Annotated in this window: 10 protein-coding genes; 4 read left to right on the plus strand and 6 right to left on the minus strand. The window is 44.6% G+C overall.

Annotated features, from left to right (window positions below; translation table 11 throughout):
- Positions 1 to 60 precede the first annotated feature (60 nt).
- On the plus strand, positions 61 to 630 hold the full coding sequence (locus tag BN1691_RS01000) for an N-acetylmuramoyl-L-alanine amidase family protein (RefSeq protein WP_048600661.1): 570 nt from the start codon (positions 61 to 63) through the stop codon (positions 628 to 630).
- Here the strand turns inward: BN1691_RS01000 and BN1691_RS01005 are convergent.
- On the minus strand, positions 618 to 4,034 hold the full coding sequence (locus BN1691_RS01005) for an SCO7613 C-terminal domain-containing membrane protein (protein ID WP_048600384.1): 3,417 nt from the start codon (positions 4,032 to 4,034) through the stop codon (positions 618 to 620). The two genes, BN1691_RS01000 and BN1691_RS01005, sit on opposite strands and share 13 nt — an antisense overlap.
- A 342-nt stretch (positions 4,035 to 4,376) precedes the next feature.
- Between BN1691_RS01005 and BN1691_RS01010 the strand changes: the two genes are divergently transcribed.
- Positions 4,377 to 5,285, plus strand: coding sequence for an EamA family transporter (locus BN1691_RS01010; RefSeq protein WP_048600385.1), 909 nt, complete (start codon positions 4,377 to 4,379; stop codon positions 5,283 to 5,285).
- Between the two features lie 93 nt (positions 5,286 to 5,378).
- On the opposite strand, the gene BN1691_RS01015 is transcribed toward BN1691_RS01010, so the two are convergent.
- Positions 5,379 to 5,819 (minus strand): thiol-disulfide oxidoreductase DCC family protein, encoded by a 441-nt coding sequence (locus BN1691_RS01015; RefSeq protein ID WP_048600386.1) that lies wholly within the window; start codon positions 5,817 to 5,819, stop codon positions 5,379 to 5,381.
- Positions 5,820 to 6,761: 942 nt separating this feature from the next.
- Between BN1691_RS01015 and BN1691_RS01020 the strand changes: the two genes are divergently transcribed.
- Entirely contained in the window at positions 6,762 to 7,610 is an 849-nt protein-coding gene (locus BN1691_RS01020) for an HNH endonuclease (protein WP_048600387.1), read from the plus strand.
- Between the two features lie 149 nt (positions 7,611 to 7,759).
- Here BN1691_RS01020 and BN1691_RS01025 read toward each other — a convergent pair whose 3' ends face one another.
- From BN1691_RS01025 to BN1691_RS01035, 3 genes are all read right to left on the minus strand, one after another.
- Positions 7,760 to 8,800, minus strand: coding sequence for a 3-oxoacyl-ACP synthase (locus BN1691_RS01025; protein WP_048600388.1), 1,041 nt, complete (start codon positions 8,798 to 8,800; stop codon positions 7,760 to 7,762).
- Between the two features lie 41 nt (positions 8,801 to 8,841).
- On the minus strand, positions 8,842 to 10,368 hold the full coding sequence (gene menE, locus BN1691_RS01030) for an o-succinylbenzoate--CoA ligase (RefSeq protein ID WP_048600389.1): 1,527 nt from the start codon (positions 10,366 to 10,368) through the stop codon (positions 8,842 to 8,844).
- A 61-nt stretch (positions 10,369 to 10,429) separates the two neighbouring features.
- Positions 10,430 to 11,074: a TetR/AcrR family transcriptional regulator gene (locus BN1691_RS01035; RefSeq protein ID WP_231638322.1), complete on the minus strand. Its 645-nt coding sequence runs from the start codon at positions 11,072 to 11,074 to the stop codon at positions 10,430 to 10,432.
- Between the two features lie 152 nt (positions 11,075 to 11,226).
- Between BN1691_RS01035 and BN1691_RS01040 the strand changes: the two genes are divergently transcribed.
- Entirely contained in the window at positions 11,227 to 12,018 is a 792-nt protein-coding gene (locus BN1691_RS01040) for an arginase family protein (protein ID WP_048600390.1), read from the plus strand.
- Between the two features lie 87 nt (positions 12,019 to 12,105).
- On the opposite strand, the gene BN1691_RS13795 is transcribed toward BN1691_RS01040, so the two are convergent.
- Positions 12,106 to 15,222, minus strand: a complete 3,117-nt coding sequence (locus tag BN1691_RS13795) for a chitobiase/beta-hexosaminidase C-terminal domain-containing protein (RefSeq protein ID WP_053083673.1) — start codon at positions 15,220 to 15,222, stop codon at positions 12,106 to 12,108.
- Between the last annotated feature and the right edge of the window lie 130 nt (positions 15,223 to 15,352).

The following is a 15,352-nucleotide window of genomic DNA, read 5'->3' on the forward strand; positions in this document are numbered from 1 at the left end:
CTCTTTGCATATGCTATTAATAGAAAGAGCGTTTGAAATAGCAAAGAGAGGATGTTCAATATGAAAAAGAGGACACCACTTCTCTGTATCGATGCAGGTCATGGTGGCAAAGACCATGGCGGTGGTAGCAACCAGTATTTTCTTGAAAAAGAGCTAAATCTCAAGATCTCTCTCTACCAGGCCAAGCGCTGTGAGCAATTAAAGATTGAGTACGATTTAACCAGAAAGTCGGATCAGTACCTCACTCCCCATCATCGTGCCAAATTAGTTAGAAACAGCGGTGCTCGCTACTGTTTCTCCAACCATGTTAACCGTGGCGGTGGTAAGGGGGCTGAAGTGATCCATAGCCTATATGATACGACCACGCTTCCTCATCTAATTATGGATGAACTGGTACAGGTGGGGATGAAGAAACGACGTGTCTTCACCCGACACCTTCCCGGTCAGCCTAATCGCGATTACTATTTTATGCATCGTGATACTGGACATGTGGCTGTCCAGATTATTGAATACGGATTTGCAGATCATCCCTCAGATACCCAGTTCCTCCTCAACCACTGGCAACCGCTTGCCGAAGCCCCGCTTAAAGCTCTCTGCCAATTCCTCCATCTCTCCTATTACCCTCCATAATCTCTTTTTTTCTTTTGTCTTTGCCATTCATAGAAGCTTGCTCCCACCACGAGAATGAAGCCAGCCATCAGAAGATAAGCCCACCAAGGTAATCTACCCCAGAACGGTTCTGTCTGGATAAAGAGATTAAGCATCAATACTACACTACCCACAAAAAAGTATGATTTCGTCCGCGAATACAGCCCTACCAGAATGGATAGCAACGCTAACCCTCCCAAAAGGAGTGCATCTGACAGCGTATCACTCTGAAGAGTATCCAGCAGTAGAATGATGGCAATCACCATAAGAAGAGCGAGCTGTATTTTCTGCATGATCTTTTGATGGTGTGACCAGATTTTTTTACTTAGTACAATTTGCAGTACTAACCAAGGTAGTGTATAGAGCTCTGTTTGTATCACCACTGGGATCTGAAGATTCCCTAAAAGTACATAATACGGATAGAGGAGACTGAGTCCAGCTATGGTTGTCATGATTTTTTGAGCCAATGGCTGCGACCAACGGGGAATCTGCAAGAATAGTGCTCCTACTAGAAGCGTGGGTGTGAGAAGCTGAAGAAGTAGACTGGCATCCGCATCCACCTCATTAAGAGTGGTAGCAAGATAGAGCAAACTAAAGAAGGTATACCAATCAAGGCGTGGCAACTTCCCAGCTTCAAACTGGACGAGATAGGTATAGAGATATTTCCCTGCTCCCACGAATCCGAGAAAAAGAGCATAGCCAATCCATAGCGTGACTTGAGAAGAAAATGCTTGCGACTCTAACCAATAGCTCAGCATCAGCGCCAATGGAAATGCATTGAATATATCTAGTTTTCTCCCATGTAAAAAACGCAGGATAAAAATGGTATAACCCAGGGAAAGAAGACCCGCCCACCAGGTAGCTGGAGACATGCTCCCATTCCAGATCATCAAACCGAAGAATGAGAATGGGATTAAGTAGATTTCTGTACGACGTCGCCAGGGCCCCTTCATGAAGAACCACGTCAATCCTAGAACCAGAGAGGTAAGCGGAAATATCCACGCTTCATCCATCTGTAGGTCATAATACATCACAGTGGTTAGCAACAAGATGGGAACCATGGTGAATGCCCCATATAAGAAGAAATAGCCGCTAAAGATTCCTTGGGCTCTCCATAAGCTATATAGATAGACACCTAGAGGTATGAGATACACTCTCGGATGAAAGGGAGCAAAGGCAAACAGGATCAGGGTCAATAAGATAATAATGGGCTGAATTACATGGACCAAGCCAAAGAAATACCGCCTTAGCTCAGGATACTTTTTCTCTCCTATCCACTCGATGAGCAGTAGAAACACCGGCAAAAATAGTACTCCGAAAACAGCTTCATCCTGAACTAGATTCAGCACAGCTAGAAGTGAAATATAAAAGCAAAGGGCAGTCATCGATACAAGATTCCAAAGTGGCTGATAACGTGTTACCTGAACCAAGGAGGTATAGACGAAGCATCCGAGCAATAGGATCCCTGTACGAATATACCCGTCTTCCACAACCAAATGATTCATTTCATAAGCGAAGAGGCCGCGAAGGATCAACAGAAGTGACATGGTATAGCTAAGCTGACCAGCATAAAATGTGTTCCTTGCTAAAGCTCCCTGTTTAAGCCTTCTCCATCCCCATTGAACCATGAATAAGATCAGACCTATAATAGCGAAATGACTTGGTATACGAAGATATGCAGTATAAAAAGGCCATATATCTCTCGCCTGAAGGCTCAAATAAATCGACCAGAAGCCAAGCAGCCAAGTTAATGGATTCATGACAAGCCCGATCTTGCGTAGACTCCCCTCTTGAGCTTGGACAAGCCTCCCCCATACCCCACCATAGGCGAAGAGTAGAATGGGCAAGGTGAACCACTTCTCATTGAAGAATGCCAGTACAATGGCTCCTAGCATCACGATGAGCGCCACAGCAAGACTGCTTTCTTTGATCGGCATCGTCCAACGATGCATATTCCTCATAGAGAATACCCAGAAGATGAGGAAAGCATAGAGGAAGAGAAAGAGTTCCAGCCATTCTTGCGGATAGATACTCAGTAGCAGATTATAGACCTGATATCCCGAAACAAAGAGAAAAATCGAAGTGAGATAGGCGAAAAAGGATTTTCTCGTTAGATTGGTGAGCAAGAGATAATTCAGCGTCAAGGCGAGATAAGCGAGCAGCAGTAATGTTGACGAATGCTCATAACGTAGTAAGAAGCCCTGCACACTGATATAAATAAAAGCAAAGAAGGAGACTACCGCACTCGTATAATGGAAGAGACGCTTCAAAAAGCCCTCCTCAAAGATCCGCTCGAAGTAGAGATAGAGAATCCCCACCAGCGAGAAGAGCAAAAAGTCCAAATGCTGAAGAGCGGTATGCTCAATCAATTGATATAGTCCATAGGCCAGCAACAGAATAAAGACAAAGCTATATTCCTTCCTTTGGTAGACGAAGATCATCCACATATAGAGAAATGCAGTGAGGATCACATTCACACTATAAAAAACAGGGCTGTTAAACAGCATGAGCATGAGTAAGGTGCTGATCACCAGATTCATCTGGGCAAAAGCAGGTAGCTCCTTCGTGAAGAGTGGCATCCTTCCCTGCTTGCCATAACGATAATAGAGATAGAGTAATAGACCATTAAACAGAATCATCCCAAAATAGAAGGCATCTAAGGGTAATTGAGTTCCCATTAAGATGAAAGCGAAGAGTAGCGTTAAAGTAAGGTAGGAAAACCAGACAAAGATCCGGGAATTATACCTTCTAGCTAGATAGAAATAGATAGGTAGACACACAAGAGCGCTCAATGCCCCGAACCAAAATTTCCCTCCGCCAAATAAAGAGAGCCATTCCCCCAGCAGTCGATAGTACCCGATGGAGAGAAAGAAAATGGGAACGAACAGACCTCCCAGTACCAAGAAAGCAAATGAGGTTTTCTTAATCTGCAAAAATCGTTGGGATACCCAACTAATAATGAAAAAGAATAGCGCCACGATGGCGTTGAAGCTCGTCTTGACCCCTGGACTATAACGCTCCCAATTATTCGTTGCAACAAATAACCCACTGATCAAGATCATGAGTACACCCATGATCAGGGACCAGGTAATCTTTTGCTCCCGTACCTCTTCAGGTGTTTTTTTCTTTACGAGGACTCTCTTCTCAGGCAATTTTACATTGCCACTTGTAATTTTACTTTTATCATCAATTTTTTGTCCATCTGTGGAGGACTGAACCTCCCTTTCTTCCCCACTCTCAAGGGTCTGCTCCTTCTGATCCCGTTGATAGCGCCGATACCCTTCAGCTACGCGCGTATATATATCTTGACTAATATAATTGGCTTTAATCAGTTGCCGTAACTGGCGGATAAATAAGTCTTGCTCCTCCTGCTTTCTATCTCCCATGTCCTCACCTTTTCCTTGTTCACAAATCCGTCATCATTATAGATTTAACGCTTCCAATACATTATCTGTATTTTAAACTATATTATAACATGTATATCTGTTTATGGTTGAAAGTATCAAGCAAAAATTAAAGTGCGTATAACATGCTTACAGCTTAACGGAGGTGAATGAAAATCCTGATTTGACATAAAATTGAAATAGATTTATACAACACAAGCCGACTCTCTTGTCGTATAATGGGTTTTGTTACTTGTCCACAGTACTAGCATTGAGTGAACAAACTATTTCCAATTGGGCAAGAGCAATGATAGCTGCAAAAATCTACAACAAGGAGAGGGAACCATGTGGTTTATATTTTCACTTTTAACAGCCTTAGCATGGGGCGGTGCTGATTTATTTTATAAAAAAGGCACAGATAGCAATGACCGTTACAGCCATCTCAAGATTGTAACCATGGTTGGTTTGGTCATGGGTCTTCACGCAACCGTCTATATGCTTATCAAAGGATTAACCTTTGAGCCATTTGATCTTATTCGGTATTTACCTGTCTCAGCCCTTTACATATTGTCAATGACCATTGGCTATATTGGTTTGAGATATATTGAACTTTCCATTGCCTCCCCTGTACAGAACTCTTCAGGTGCTGTAACCGCAATCTTATTATTTCTCTTTTTTCCACAGGATTTAGGTGTTCTTGACGTTTCAGGGGTTGTGATTATTACCTTAGGTGTAATTGGCCTTGCAGTATTGGAGAAGCAAGCAGAAACGGAAGCACTTAAGCTAAGTAATACGCAGATTGATAAAAAATATCAGATTAGCTTCTTAGCTATCACCTTCCCGATTCTTTATGCCTTTATCGATGGACTTGGAACCTTTGCTGATGGGATTTATCTTGATGAGATGAAGCTGATCAGTGAAGATGCTGCACTGATCGCTTATGAATATACCTTCCTCATCTGTGCTGTTGCATCCATCATCTATTTGAAGGGAATTAAAAAAGTACCCTTTGCCATCTTTAAAGAACGTGACAAAGGGCTTGCTGCTATCTTAGAAACAGCAGGACAGTTCTTCTATGTATTTGCCATGGCGAAGAACGCCATCATCGCGGCACCACTCATTGCATCCTATAGCTTCTTTTCCGTCATCCTATCACGGATCTTCCTGAAGGAGAAGTTGAGCATCAAGCATTATATTATTATCGGGTTTGTCCTCTTCGGGATCGCCTTGCTCGGGATTGCAGATGAACTATAAGGAAAACTGATTTACAACATATTTTGAGGTCTGCCCGTGAAGGACAGACCTCATTATTATTATCAAGGAATTATTAGTATCAAGAAGGCTTCATCACCGACACTGATTCACTTTTTTACGATAATTTCCCTCTTCGATTCCACAGGATTCATCACATGCTCCAACTGGAACAATCCTTCGTTTTTTCGCAACATAATGATATACATAGGAGCCTAAGCCTGTGAACTGTGCAAGCTTCAAGAATGGCCAGAATAGCCATAGGAGCGGGATTCGTGCAACAATGGCGGCGATGGCTCGGATATCCGAAACATAGGTATTATTTCGAACCTTCTTGGTATACATCCGAGTCTCTAATGCTGCAAAGGGGATGGGGATTCTTTGAACAGCGGCTTGATCTCGTATAGAAACCCAAGTGAGCAAGCGGAGACGATCCATTTTTTCGAGACGCTGACGGATCGCTGTACACATGGGACACCAGCCATCATAATAGACCTCCAGCTTGAATGCATGTTGCCATCTTTTCAAGAGACTCATCTTAACCACACTCCCCTCTCGCTTGTACGCTTACAAAACATCCTTGTTATTCCAAATTTGAAAATAATATTGATCTTACAGCAATTGTATTTGATAATGATATTCCTAAATTTTTTATGGCGACGTTCCATCGAGCAAGAAGCTTTGCTGCGACATGTGAGATAGTCCCACCTCATCAAATTCTAAATCAAAATGATCTTTGGACCTTCTTTGTTATTAGTATCTGCCTCAATGATACCAAACCCCTGCTTTAAGTTCAGGTTCAGCAAATTCCGCTACTTACTTATTACATTGGTACGAATCATCTGATAGCCTTATTCTCTACAGTAGTGATATTGATATACCATTGACTGTATACCAATTCCCCGTTGCCACTACGATGAATGGACTCCTCATAATCAATCTTATATCCCACAACCATATGGCCTTCTATTACTACTAGCATTAAAAGATTCTTTGTTTCCAATAGCTCACTATGGAATTGCTCGTGATTATCTAAACCATTAATCTCTAATTAATCACATATTAAAAGCTATATTCAAAAAAAGTTTGGATGATCGATGTTTTGTCAATTTAGAGGCAAAGCCATGAAAAAACTGCTAAACTGTTGCTGAGATAATTTACTATGGATCTATGTAGGATTAACAATCGCGCTCTTGATCCTTTGGAGTAAATAAGTTATTAAATACAAAAGGTGCCTATTCTGGGCACCTTTATTATTTATATGTGTAAGTCAATTTCCAGAAAAATAGCATTGAATCCTTTCCCTAACTAGAAAAAGCCACTAAATGATTGGGATAAGTCCATTGAACACATTACCTCGCCTCCATAATTGGCATATTATTGGTATACTATAGCCAATAGGTAACATATTCCTCACTTGGAATCCAGCAAATTTCTCAGTCTATTTATACCACTAATTGTGCCAGGAGGTAAAACTACATGTCTTTTAATCATGGTCTTAAACCAGGAGATATTCTATCTAATGATCAAATCTATCGCTTATTTAAGTGCGCTTCTCAAGGTGGAATGAGGCCCTCAAATGAAAAAAATGCACTTGTACTCATTTCAGACCATACAAAATCGTTATATGAAGATTGGTGGGAAGGTGATATCTTTTATTACACTGGAATGGGCACACTTGACGATCAAAGTCTCGATTATAAACAAAACAAAAAACTAGCAGAGTCCAATATCAATGGTATTGATGTTTATCTTTTTGAAGTGTTTATCCCCAAAAAATATACTTTCATTGGTCAAATGACATTAGTAGATGATCCCTTCCCATCGAAACAACTTGATAAGGATAATAAGCCCCGTAGGGTATGGATATTTCCATTACAGCTAGCAGACAGTGAAGCTCAGCCCTATCTAGAAGATATCGATATCATCAAAAAGAAAGAAGAGTACCGCCAAAAAAATGCTGAAAAAAAGACTGACGATGATCTCAAACTTCATACAAAATACGTAAAGGAAAAGCCTAGCTTACGGCAAGTAAAAGCACATGTTTATCTTCGTGACCCCTATATCGCAGAATATGCCAAACGTTGGGCACATGGTATATGTCAGCTCTGTGAGCAGGAAGCGCCATTTTATCAAAACGACAAACCATTTCTTCATACCCATCACATCGTTTGGCTTTCTAAGGGCGGTGAGGATACAATACAAAATACCATTGCCTTATGTCCAAATTGTCATGCAAAAGTTCATGCACTAGATCTTAAAAAAGATGTGAACACACTTAGAAGAAAAGTTGCAGAGCACTTAAGAACCCGAGCATTATCGAATTAAATCTACTAGATAGTGATAAACTTGTATCAATCATTTAAGCATAGAAGCTTATATCTAAAAGTATACTAATAGTTATAAAACCAGGGGACCATATAGTCTCCTGGTTATTCTTTATTTAGGAAACTTAGTATTAACTTCTTTCTTATCCCCTACTCCCCCACCCACTCCATCACCATCGCCACCCAGGAATAACCTGTCCCAGCACTGAGGAAGAGAATTGTATCGCCTGGCTCTAGATTTCCCTGCTCCTTTAAGAGATGGAAGCCAAAAAGGGGGTCGAGGGCGGACATGTGACCGAAGTGGTCGAGATAGACTGCTTGCTCCTCCTTTAAGCCCAATGAAGCCAAAAGCTGATGGAATAGGGAGCGCTTCGTATGTAGGGGTAAGAGCCAAGTCCGCTCATTGAAGGCTTTACCGCTACGCTCCATGGCCTCTTGTGCCACATGGACAAAATTCTTCAAGGTAATGGGGTCGAGCCCTGCCTTCATCTGTTCTGGATTACTTACATCAATGGCGTGTCGGCTTTGGGTAACACTCTCTATAGAAGCCGGCTGCACCGTTCCTCCTGCTGGTACCTTGACAAAATCATGAAATGCACCATTGGTGATAAAGGCATAGTCCAGCAAGCGATTCCTTGGAGTGGAGTTTCCTAGGCCATTGCTCCGAGTAATTAAGGCAGCAGCACCACCATCGCCAAAGTTAAACATAAAGCGGGAACGCTGATTCTCATAATCGATGAGTGTGGATTCCTTGCAGCCACCTACCAACAAGATCTTCCGAATATGGGCGTCACTTCGTAGCATATCCTTCGCCACCTTCAATGCCATGGGAAAGCCAGCGCTAATATTCATCAGCTCGAAGGCGTAAGCATTCTTTAAGCCCAATTCATGTTGGATCTTCGTTGCACAGGACCAGACCAAATAATCCTTATGGGGACTCCCAAAGTAAATCAGCACATCGATCTCCAGCGGATCCACCTGCTCCTGTTCCAATAGGGGGCGTGCTGCCTTCACTGCCAGATCAGAGACATGCTCATCTCTGCCTGCAATTCTCTTCTCATAAAGTCCAAACTTCTCAATGATAATCTCTGCAGGAATCCCTGCCTTCTCACTTAATTCCTGGGCGGTTGCACGCCCCTCTGTCATATAAATACTGGTGCCTGCGATCTGAATGAACTCCTCTTGCTCCATTCATCCCAACTCCTCTCCTATCTTCTATTGCCACCATCCGACTAATAAAGCGCTTTCATCTCTTGCTGAAGCAAACGTTTATCAATCTTCCCTGTGGCATTGGTCGGTAAAGCGCTTACAAAATGATACATTTTAGGGCACTTATATTTGGCTAGGCGTTCCTGTGCATACTGATGTAGCTCTTGCCCGGAACAGCTTGCCCCTTCCTTCCGCACCACCACAGCCACAGGCGCCTCTCCCCAATGGGGATCAGGAACGCCTACGACTACGGCATCGGCAAGGGCAGGATGTTCATGGAGCATCTGTTCTACCTCCAGCGGATAGATATTCTCCCCACCAGAGATGATCATCTCCTTCTTCCTCCCCATAATGGTGACGAAGCCTTCCTCATCGATTTTGATTAAATCCCCGGTATGGAACCAGCCATCATGGAAGCTCTCAGCCGTCGCCTCAGGTCGGCGCCAATATTCCTTGAATACATGGGGACCTCGTACTGCCAATTCACCAATCTCACCAACGGGAACCTCTTCACCATGGGTATCCACTGCTTTTACCTCACAGAACATCACCGCTTTCCCCACGGTTCCAGGCTTGGCATACATATGAGTCCGAGGTGTTAAAAAGACAGAGGGCGCTGTTTCCGTGGTTCCAAAGCCTTGAGTGAAGGGGATATTCCGTTCCCAGAAGAACTGATAGAGCTCCAATGGACAAGGTGCTCCACCGGTATAGAACCATCGAAGGGATGAAAGATCGGTATCAGCAAAACGTGAAGACTGACGGATCAACTGGAAGATGGTCGGTACCCCCATCATGATGGTAATCCGCTCCTCTTCGATGATCTGTAGGGCTTTCTCTGCGGTAAAACCATCTGGTATCACTACGGTTGCTCCTGCAAGAAAGCCTGGAAGGGCAAAGAGACCTAGGCCCCCAATATGGAAAAGGGGTAGAATGGTGAGGATCCGATCGGTACTGGTAATCTCTAGCCCCAACAGATTATTCATGGCATTCCAGTATAGATTGACATGGGTGAGCACTGCTCCCTTCGGCTTCCCCGTGGTCCCTGAGGTATACATAATCAGAAAGGGATCATCGGGCTCTAGAGCATCTACAGCTATGTCATTTTGATATGCCACCTGCCCCTGGACAAGCTCCTGTAGGGATGAGAGATCATCTCCTCCATCCATGGATAGTAGGTAAGGAATCTGACAGCTTGCTTGTAATGCTTTTCCGAGGGTATGAAACTGGGCACTTACGATAAATAGGCTCGGCTCACAATCGTTTAATTGGTATTCTAGCTCCCCTTGCTGTAAGCGAATATTGAGTGGTACAGCCACCACACCGAGCCTTGCCAGTGCGAGAAAAAGGAGCATATACTCCCAACGATTCGCTGACAGAATCGCCACTCGCTCCCCCTTCTTCAAGCCATAGACTGTCTGCAGTACCTTGGCCCAAAGAATCGAGCGATCTGCTAACTCTCCATACGTAAGCCGTTCCCGTTCCCCTATTAAGGCTAACTGTGCTGGGGTTAAACGTGCTCTTTGATCAACCCAATTGAAAAACGTAATCATCGCCTACCTCCTTTTATTCGTTGAAAAATGTAGTCTCCTCTTGCGAGGGATCTGCCTCACTTTACCCCTTGATCTCTTCATCATTGGAGCGTTGTAATGCGAGGCGAACAAACTGCATCAGTTCCTCCATGACATGCTCAGGCACTTCAGCATCTTCCCAATAGACCCAGCGCATCCCAATAAACTGTCCCATCCCCATCAGCAGATAGGCTACCGTCTCTGTATGGAGAGGACGGAACGCCTCTGCTTGAACTCCTGCTACTAGCCCCTTCTCATAGCCTTGGGCCAACCGCTCATAGTACCAGCGAAACAGTTCTTCATCGACGAGGACAGCCTGCTGTACAATGCGGTAGAGATGACGATGCTCCTTTACCCACATGAAGAAGGTACGAAAGCCCATCAGCTGTGCATCAAGGGGACTGGTTGCGTGGGCGATCTCTTGTTGAATCATCCGACGAAAATCTCGGCTAAGCTGCTCTACCAATTGACGAAACAGAGCCTCCTTCGAAGGGAAATAAAGATAGAAGGTTCCTTGCGCGATTTTGGCTCGCTGTGTAATATCCACAACCGATGCTAAATAGTAACCCTTTTCACCGAAAACTTCTTCTGCGGCCTGCAAAATTCGCTCTCGCGTCGCTTCACCCTTTGGCGTTTTTGGCAAAAGTGAAGATGCTGGATTCTTTGTGGCAACCTCTTTTTGTGACAACTGAATCACCTCTCACTTTTTGATTTTATTAAATATTCTGACCTTAGCAAGGTGCCAAAAGTGCTATAATAGATGACAATGAGAGTTTTAAAATAAGAAAAAACAACTTTCCACCACCAATCGCGTCATGACAAACAAAGGAAGTGATTAAGATGGGTGACTGGAACGGCAAGGTAAATTTTTTTAATCTTGATCAGAGCTATGTACCACAAGAATCCTTACGAGAGATGGCTCCATATAATTGGATCTCCCTAGAGGATATTCCTGAGACCAACCTCTACTGCTCACCAGATGCCTGGGCGGAGCTACGACAGCGTATTTTACAGCGCCAGCTAGGAGGCATCACCTTTATTGGGAGTGGAAACTATCACTATCTCTCCTATTTACTCTTATCACAGATCCACCGACCTTTTACCCTTATCCTATTTGACCACCATACCGATATGAAGATGGCTCGATCGTCCCTCATCACCTGTGGCTCCTGGGTGATCAATGCCATCTCCCGCCTCCAATACTTAAAGCAGGTGCTGATTATTGGCGTGGGGAAGGAACGGCTCTCCACCATTGATCCGCTCCTCTTACACCGTGTGGAGCTACTTCCTTCCTCCCATTGGTCTTCTACAGAATTGCTAGAACAGCTCCAACAGCTTCCTACGAAGGATGTGTATATTAGTATTGATAAAGATGTGCTAGATACCACCGATGCTTGTACCAACTGGGATCAAGGAAGCATGTCCCTCGACCTATTAATCGAAGCCCTGGTGGCCATTAGTCGTGAGAAGCAAGTGCTGGGTGTTGATATCTGCGGAGAGTATCCTACTACGCCTGCTGACCAATTCTCTCAGGATAGTCGCTATGCCATCGCCACCAATGAGGAGACCAATCGGGTCATCCTACAGACCGTGCTTAAGGAGATGCGGAAGCGACCCTCGACAAAACAATAATCAAGCTGCAGAATAATAGAAACATCCCCCTGTCCCAATATGTAGGAACAGGGGGATGCTCTATCTTCTAATGCTCTTTTGTTCTGCTTACGAAGCTACATCAGGAACCACTGCGGTTGTCTCACTTTCCATAATGGCGTTGAGTAACTGCTGTAGATCGGCACGGTCAACACGACCATCTCCATTAAAATCGCCACGCTGTGCCATCTCCCAATCAGGACTCTTGCTATTCTTTCCATAGTAATTGGCGAAGATGCCTAAATCACCTACGGTTAACTGACCATCCTCATTCAGGTCATGGTGAATCGCCTTCAATTGATAGGTTACAGGAGTCACTTGCCATGCTTGACCTTGAAGATCAGCTAGCTTTCCTCCCACTTGTAGGAGGGAATCACCAGTAAATTCTCGGGTGGTCCGTAGCTTCAACTGCCAAAGCTGAACATCACCTGCCAAGGGAGTAGCGCTGAAGAAGAGGGTACGACGTTCATGATCAGCCCGTGGACCTTCTTGAATCTGGAGGGTTCCCCCTAAGGGTTGAATACTAAGAAGTTCTACGCCTTCCTCCCACGTCGTCAATAGATCGCCTGCTGTTACTTCCTCTGCTCCCTTCAACGTGAGAATCACATTGAAAGGCTGATTTGGATGAAGATAACGAGGTCCCACCAATTCTAATTGACCCTTTCCTACTGTAGGCGGTGGTGTAATGTCTCCGGTTAATGCCAATTGAACCAAGATGGGATCATGATCACTGGCACGACCAGCTGACTCATGGAAGTCAGAGTTCAGATGGATCACTTCTACTACAGCAGTCTCTACCAAATGATTGCTGATCAGAATATGATCAAGCACCTGAGAATTCCCCTGATAATTATAGGTATATTGCTGTTCTGCTGGTAAGAGGTCGATCACATTGGTTAAGTGCTCTCGGGTTAATACCTGTAAGGGTGGCGCAAATTGAAAATCATTGAGGTCACCTAATACCACCACATGGGCATCAGGCATGTTGGCTGCCATATCGCTAACAAACTGCTGTACCAACTGGGCAATCTCTACCCGTTTACCTTCACTACGAAGAATCAGTGGCTGTTCACTACCAAAGAGCGGGCTATCCCCCTGCTTGGAGTTAAAGTGATTGGCTACGACGACCACCGTTTCGCCTTGGAACTCAAACTGAGCAGCTAGGGGCTTCCGTGAGCTTTGGAAGGCTGGGTGCATAGGAGCAATCCGTCCTGGATTATGGGAGAGCCCCTCCTCGGTTATCGTAACCGCTGTGGTGGCATCCCCTTTTGGCTTATCCACAAGGGTAACACGTTCTGGATTATAGAGATATCCTACCCGAATATTACCACCAGGCTGTCCACCATCCTGTTTATTTAGCGGTGCAATATCGGTAAAGGCATATTGTGGTCCACCTTCCACGAGGATGGCACTCATTAACGCCTCATAGGTTCGGCTAGCATCAGTTGTGCCACTATCCTTAGGACCATCATTATCCTGAACCTCGACAAGGGCAATAATATCTGGCGCCTTCAATTGCCCCACAATATTTTGGGCAAGTCGGCGAGTTTTCCGTAGATCGGAGGTGGCTGCATAGTTCTCAACATTATAGGTAGCGATGGTGAGTAAATCATCAGCTGGCTCAATGGAGGTAACTGGCTGCTCACGATCAGCCTTAATCAATTGCGGCATGGGATTGAGTGGATAGATCTTATAATTACTAAAATCATAGCCCACCACACCACGTAGCTCACCCTCTAAGCGATCGCCCACATTCACTGGCGTATTCCACTTAATCATCAGGCGCTGTGTGTTCACATCATCTGTTGTTAAGCGGACACCACCTGCTTCGGTATATGCATGATTCCGTCCATCATTGAAGGCCACGATCACTTCCTGATATTTTTCTGGAGCAACCACAGTCAACCCTTCTGCCGCAATCAGCATGCCTTCTAAACTCTCATAGAAATCAAGGGCATTCCGTTCTGGATCGAAGAGATTCTCTGCACCTGCTTCCACAACATAGAAGGGAGGAATCCGACCATCCTCACCAATGCGAACAGGTTCTGGCAGAGCAATGCCACGTTCTATAACCTGAATCGTTTGTCCGACAATCTGTGTACTGGTTAAATCAGGGGCATCATCATAGCCTCGTTCTCGGTACTCCGTTACCTTACCTGTAACAAGTACTCGATCTCCCACTTGTGCAGGATGGCTCTTCCGATAGACATAGATTCCTTCAGAGGTACGGGGATCATCATCGGCTTGAGGTGCTTGCATGTAGAAGCCATGGGTACCATTCACATAAGTAACGATCCCCTCGATTCCTTCTACCACCTGGCCTTCATAGGGAGAACGATGACTGGCGCCTTGGAGATGATGAATCTGTATTTGGGCTGGTACTTCATGAATGGTATAGGTAAAGGTATAGATTTCACCCACTTCATCGCCAGCGATGGCTCGCGCTTTGATGATGGTGGGAGCTTCAATGGTGATGGGTGATGAATAAATCGGACTCTCCTCAGTAGGGTCTTCTCCATCCACCGTGTAATGAATGACTGCTTCTACATTGGCTGACGTTAATTGGATGGTAGTGCCTGCAGGAACAGCACCTGCTGGAGGATTAGCCACGATGGTGAGGGGCGCTGGCTCTGGATCAGGATTGGGTTCACCATTTCCCTCATAGCTTGTCCAGCGGATATTATCGAGGACCACCTGCTTCTCGGTTACATTCCGAATCTCTAATGAAAATTCACCAGCAACCTGAATTCCTTCAACCACAAAGGGAATAACCTCCCCATCGAGGTCGAAGGGTGTCGATTGGGCAATGACCGTGCCATTAATCAACAGTTCAACCTGGCGATCGCCACTGCCTGTAAAGCCCTTCTTTAAATCGACAGCAAATGAATCAATCCCACCAGGTAGATTAGTGGCCACGATCCTACTCTGATCACTTGCCCGTCGTAGCATCACCCCTGCTCCATCGATCCCATACTCCCCTTGGTCTCGTGCAGCGGTATACGCCCAGGTAAAGCCATGATTTCCTGTGAATGTCCCACTTCCATAGCTACCACTAGGAAGCTGTGCCTGATTAAAATCCTCTACATAGTTGTATGGGGCTTCTGCATAAGCCGGTTGAACAGGAATCCAAGAAAAGATGAAACAGAAGACCAGTAATAAGGCAATCCATTGCTTTCGAAGCTTCACATCTACTCCTCCTCCATGTCATTTACCGATGCTTCGGTACTTGTAATCCCTTGTTGTAGCAGAGATATTGTAGCATACTACTCTGACTATTTTGGAAAATCAATCTATCTTTTACACAAAATAAGAAAAA

Origin of the sequence: Rubeoparvulum massiliense (assembly GCF_001049895.1) — a bacterium.
In the GTDB taxonomy this organism is placed as follows: Bacteria; Bacillota; Bacilli; order Rubeoparvulales; family Rubeoparvulaceae; genus Rubeoparvulum; species Rubeoparvulum massiliense.

Bases quoted from the DNA above. Each gene is read 5' to 3' on its own strand.
- BN1691_RS01000 (WP_048600661.1), top strand. From the start codon at position 61: ATGAAAAAGAGGACACCACTTCTCTGTATCGATGCAGGTCATGGTGGC.
- BN1691_RS01005 (WP_048600384.1), bottom strand. From the start codon at position 4,034: ATGGGAGATAGAAAGCAGGAGGAGCAAGACTTATTTATCCGCCAGTTA.
- BN1691_RS01010 (WP_048600385.1), top strand. From the start codon at position 4,377: ATGTGGTTTATATTTTCACTTTTAACAGCCTTAGCATGGGGCGGTGCT.
- BN1691_RS01015 (WP_048600386.1), bottom strand. From the start codon at position 5,819: ATGAGTCTCTTGAAAAGATGGCAACATGCATTCAAGCTGGAGGTCTAT.
- BN1691_RS01020 (WP_048600387.1), top strand. From the start codon at position 6,762: ATGTCTTTTAATCATGGTCTTAAACCAGGAGATATTCTATCTAATGAT.
- BN1691_RS01025 (WP_048600388.1), bottom strand. From the start codon at position 8,800: ATGGAGCAAGAGGAGTTCATTCAGATCGCAGGCACCAGTATTTATATG.
- menE (WP_048600389.1), bottom strand. From the start codon at position 10,368: ATGATTACGTTTTTCAATTGGGTTGATCAAAGAGCACGTTTAACCCCA.
- BN1691_RS01040 (WP_048600390.1), top strand. From the start codon at position 11,227: ATGGGTGACTGGAACGGCAAGGTAAATTTTTTTAATCTTGATCAGAGC.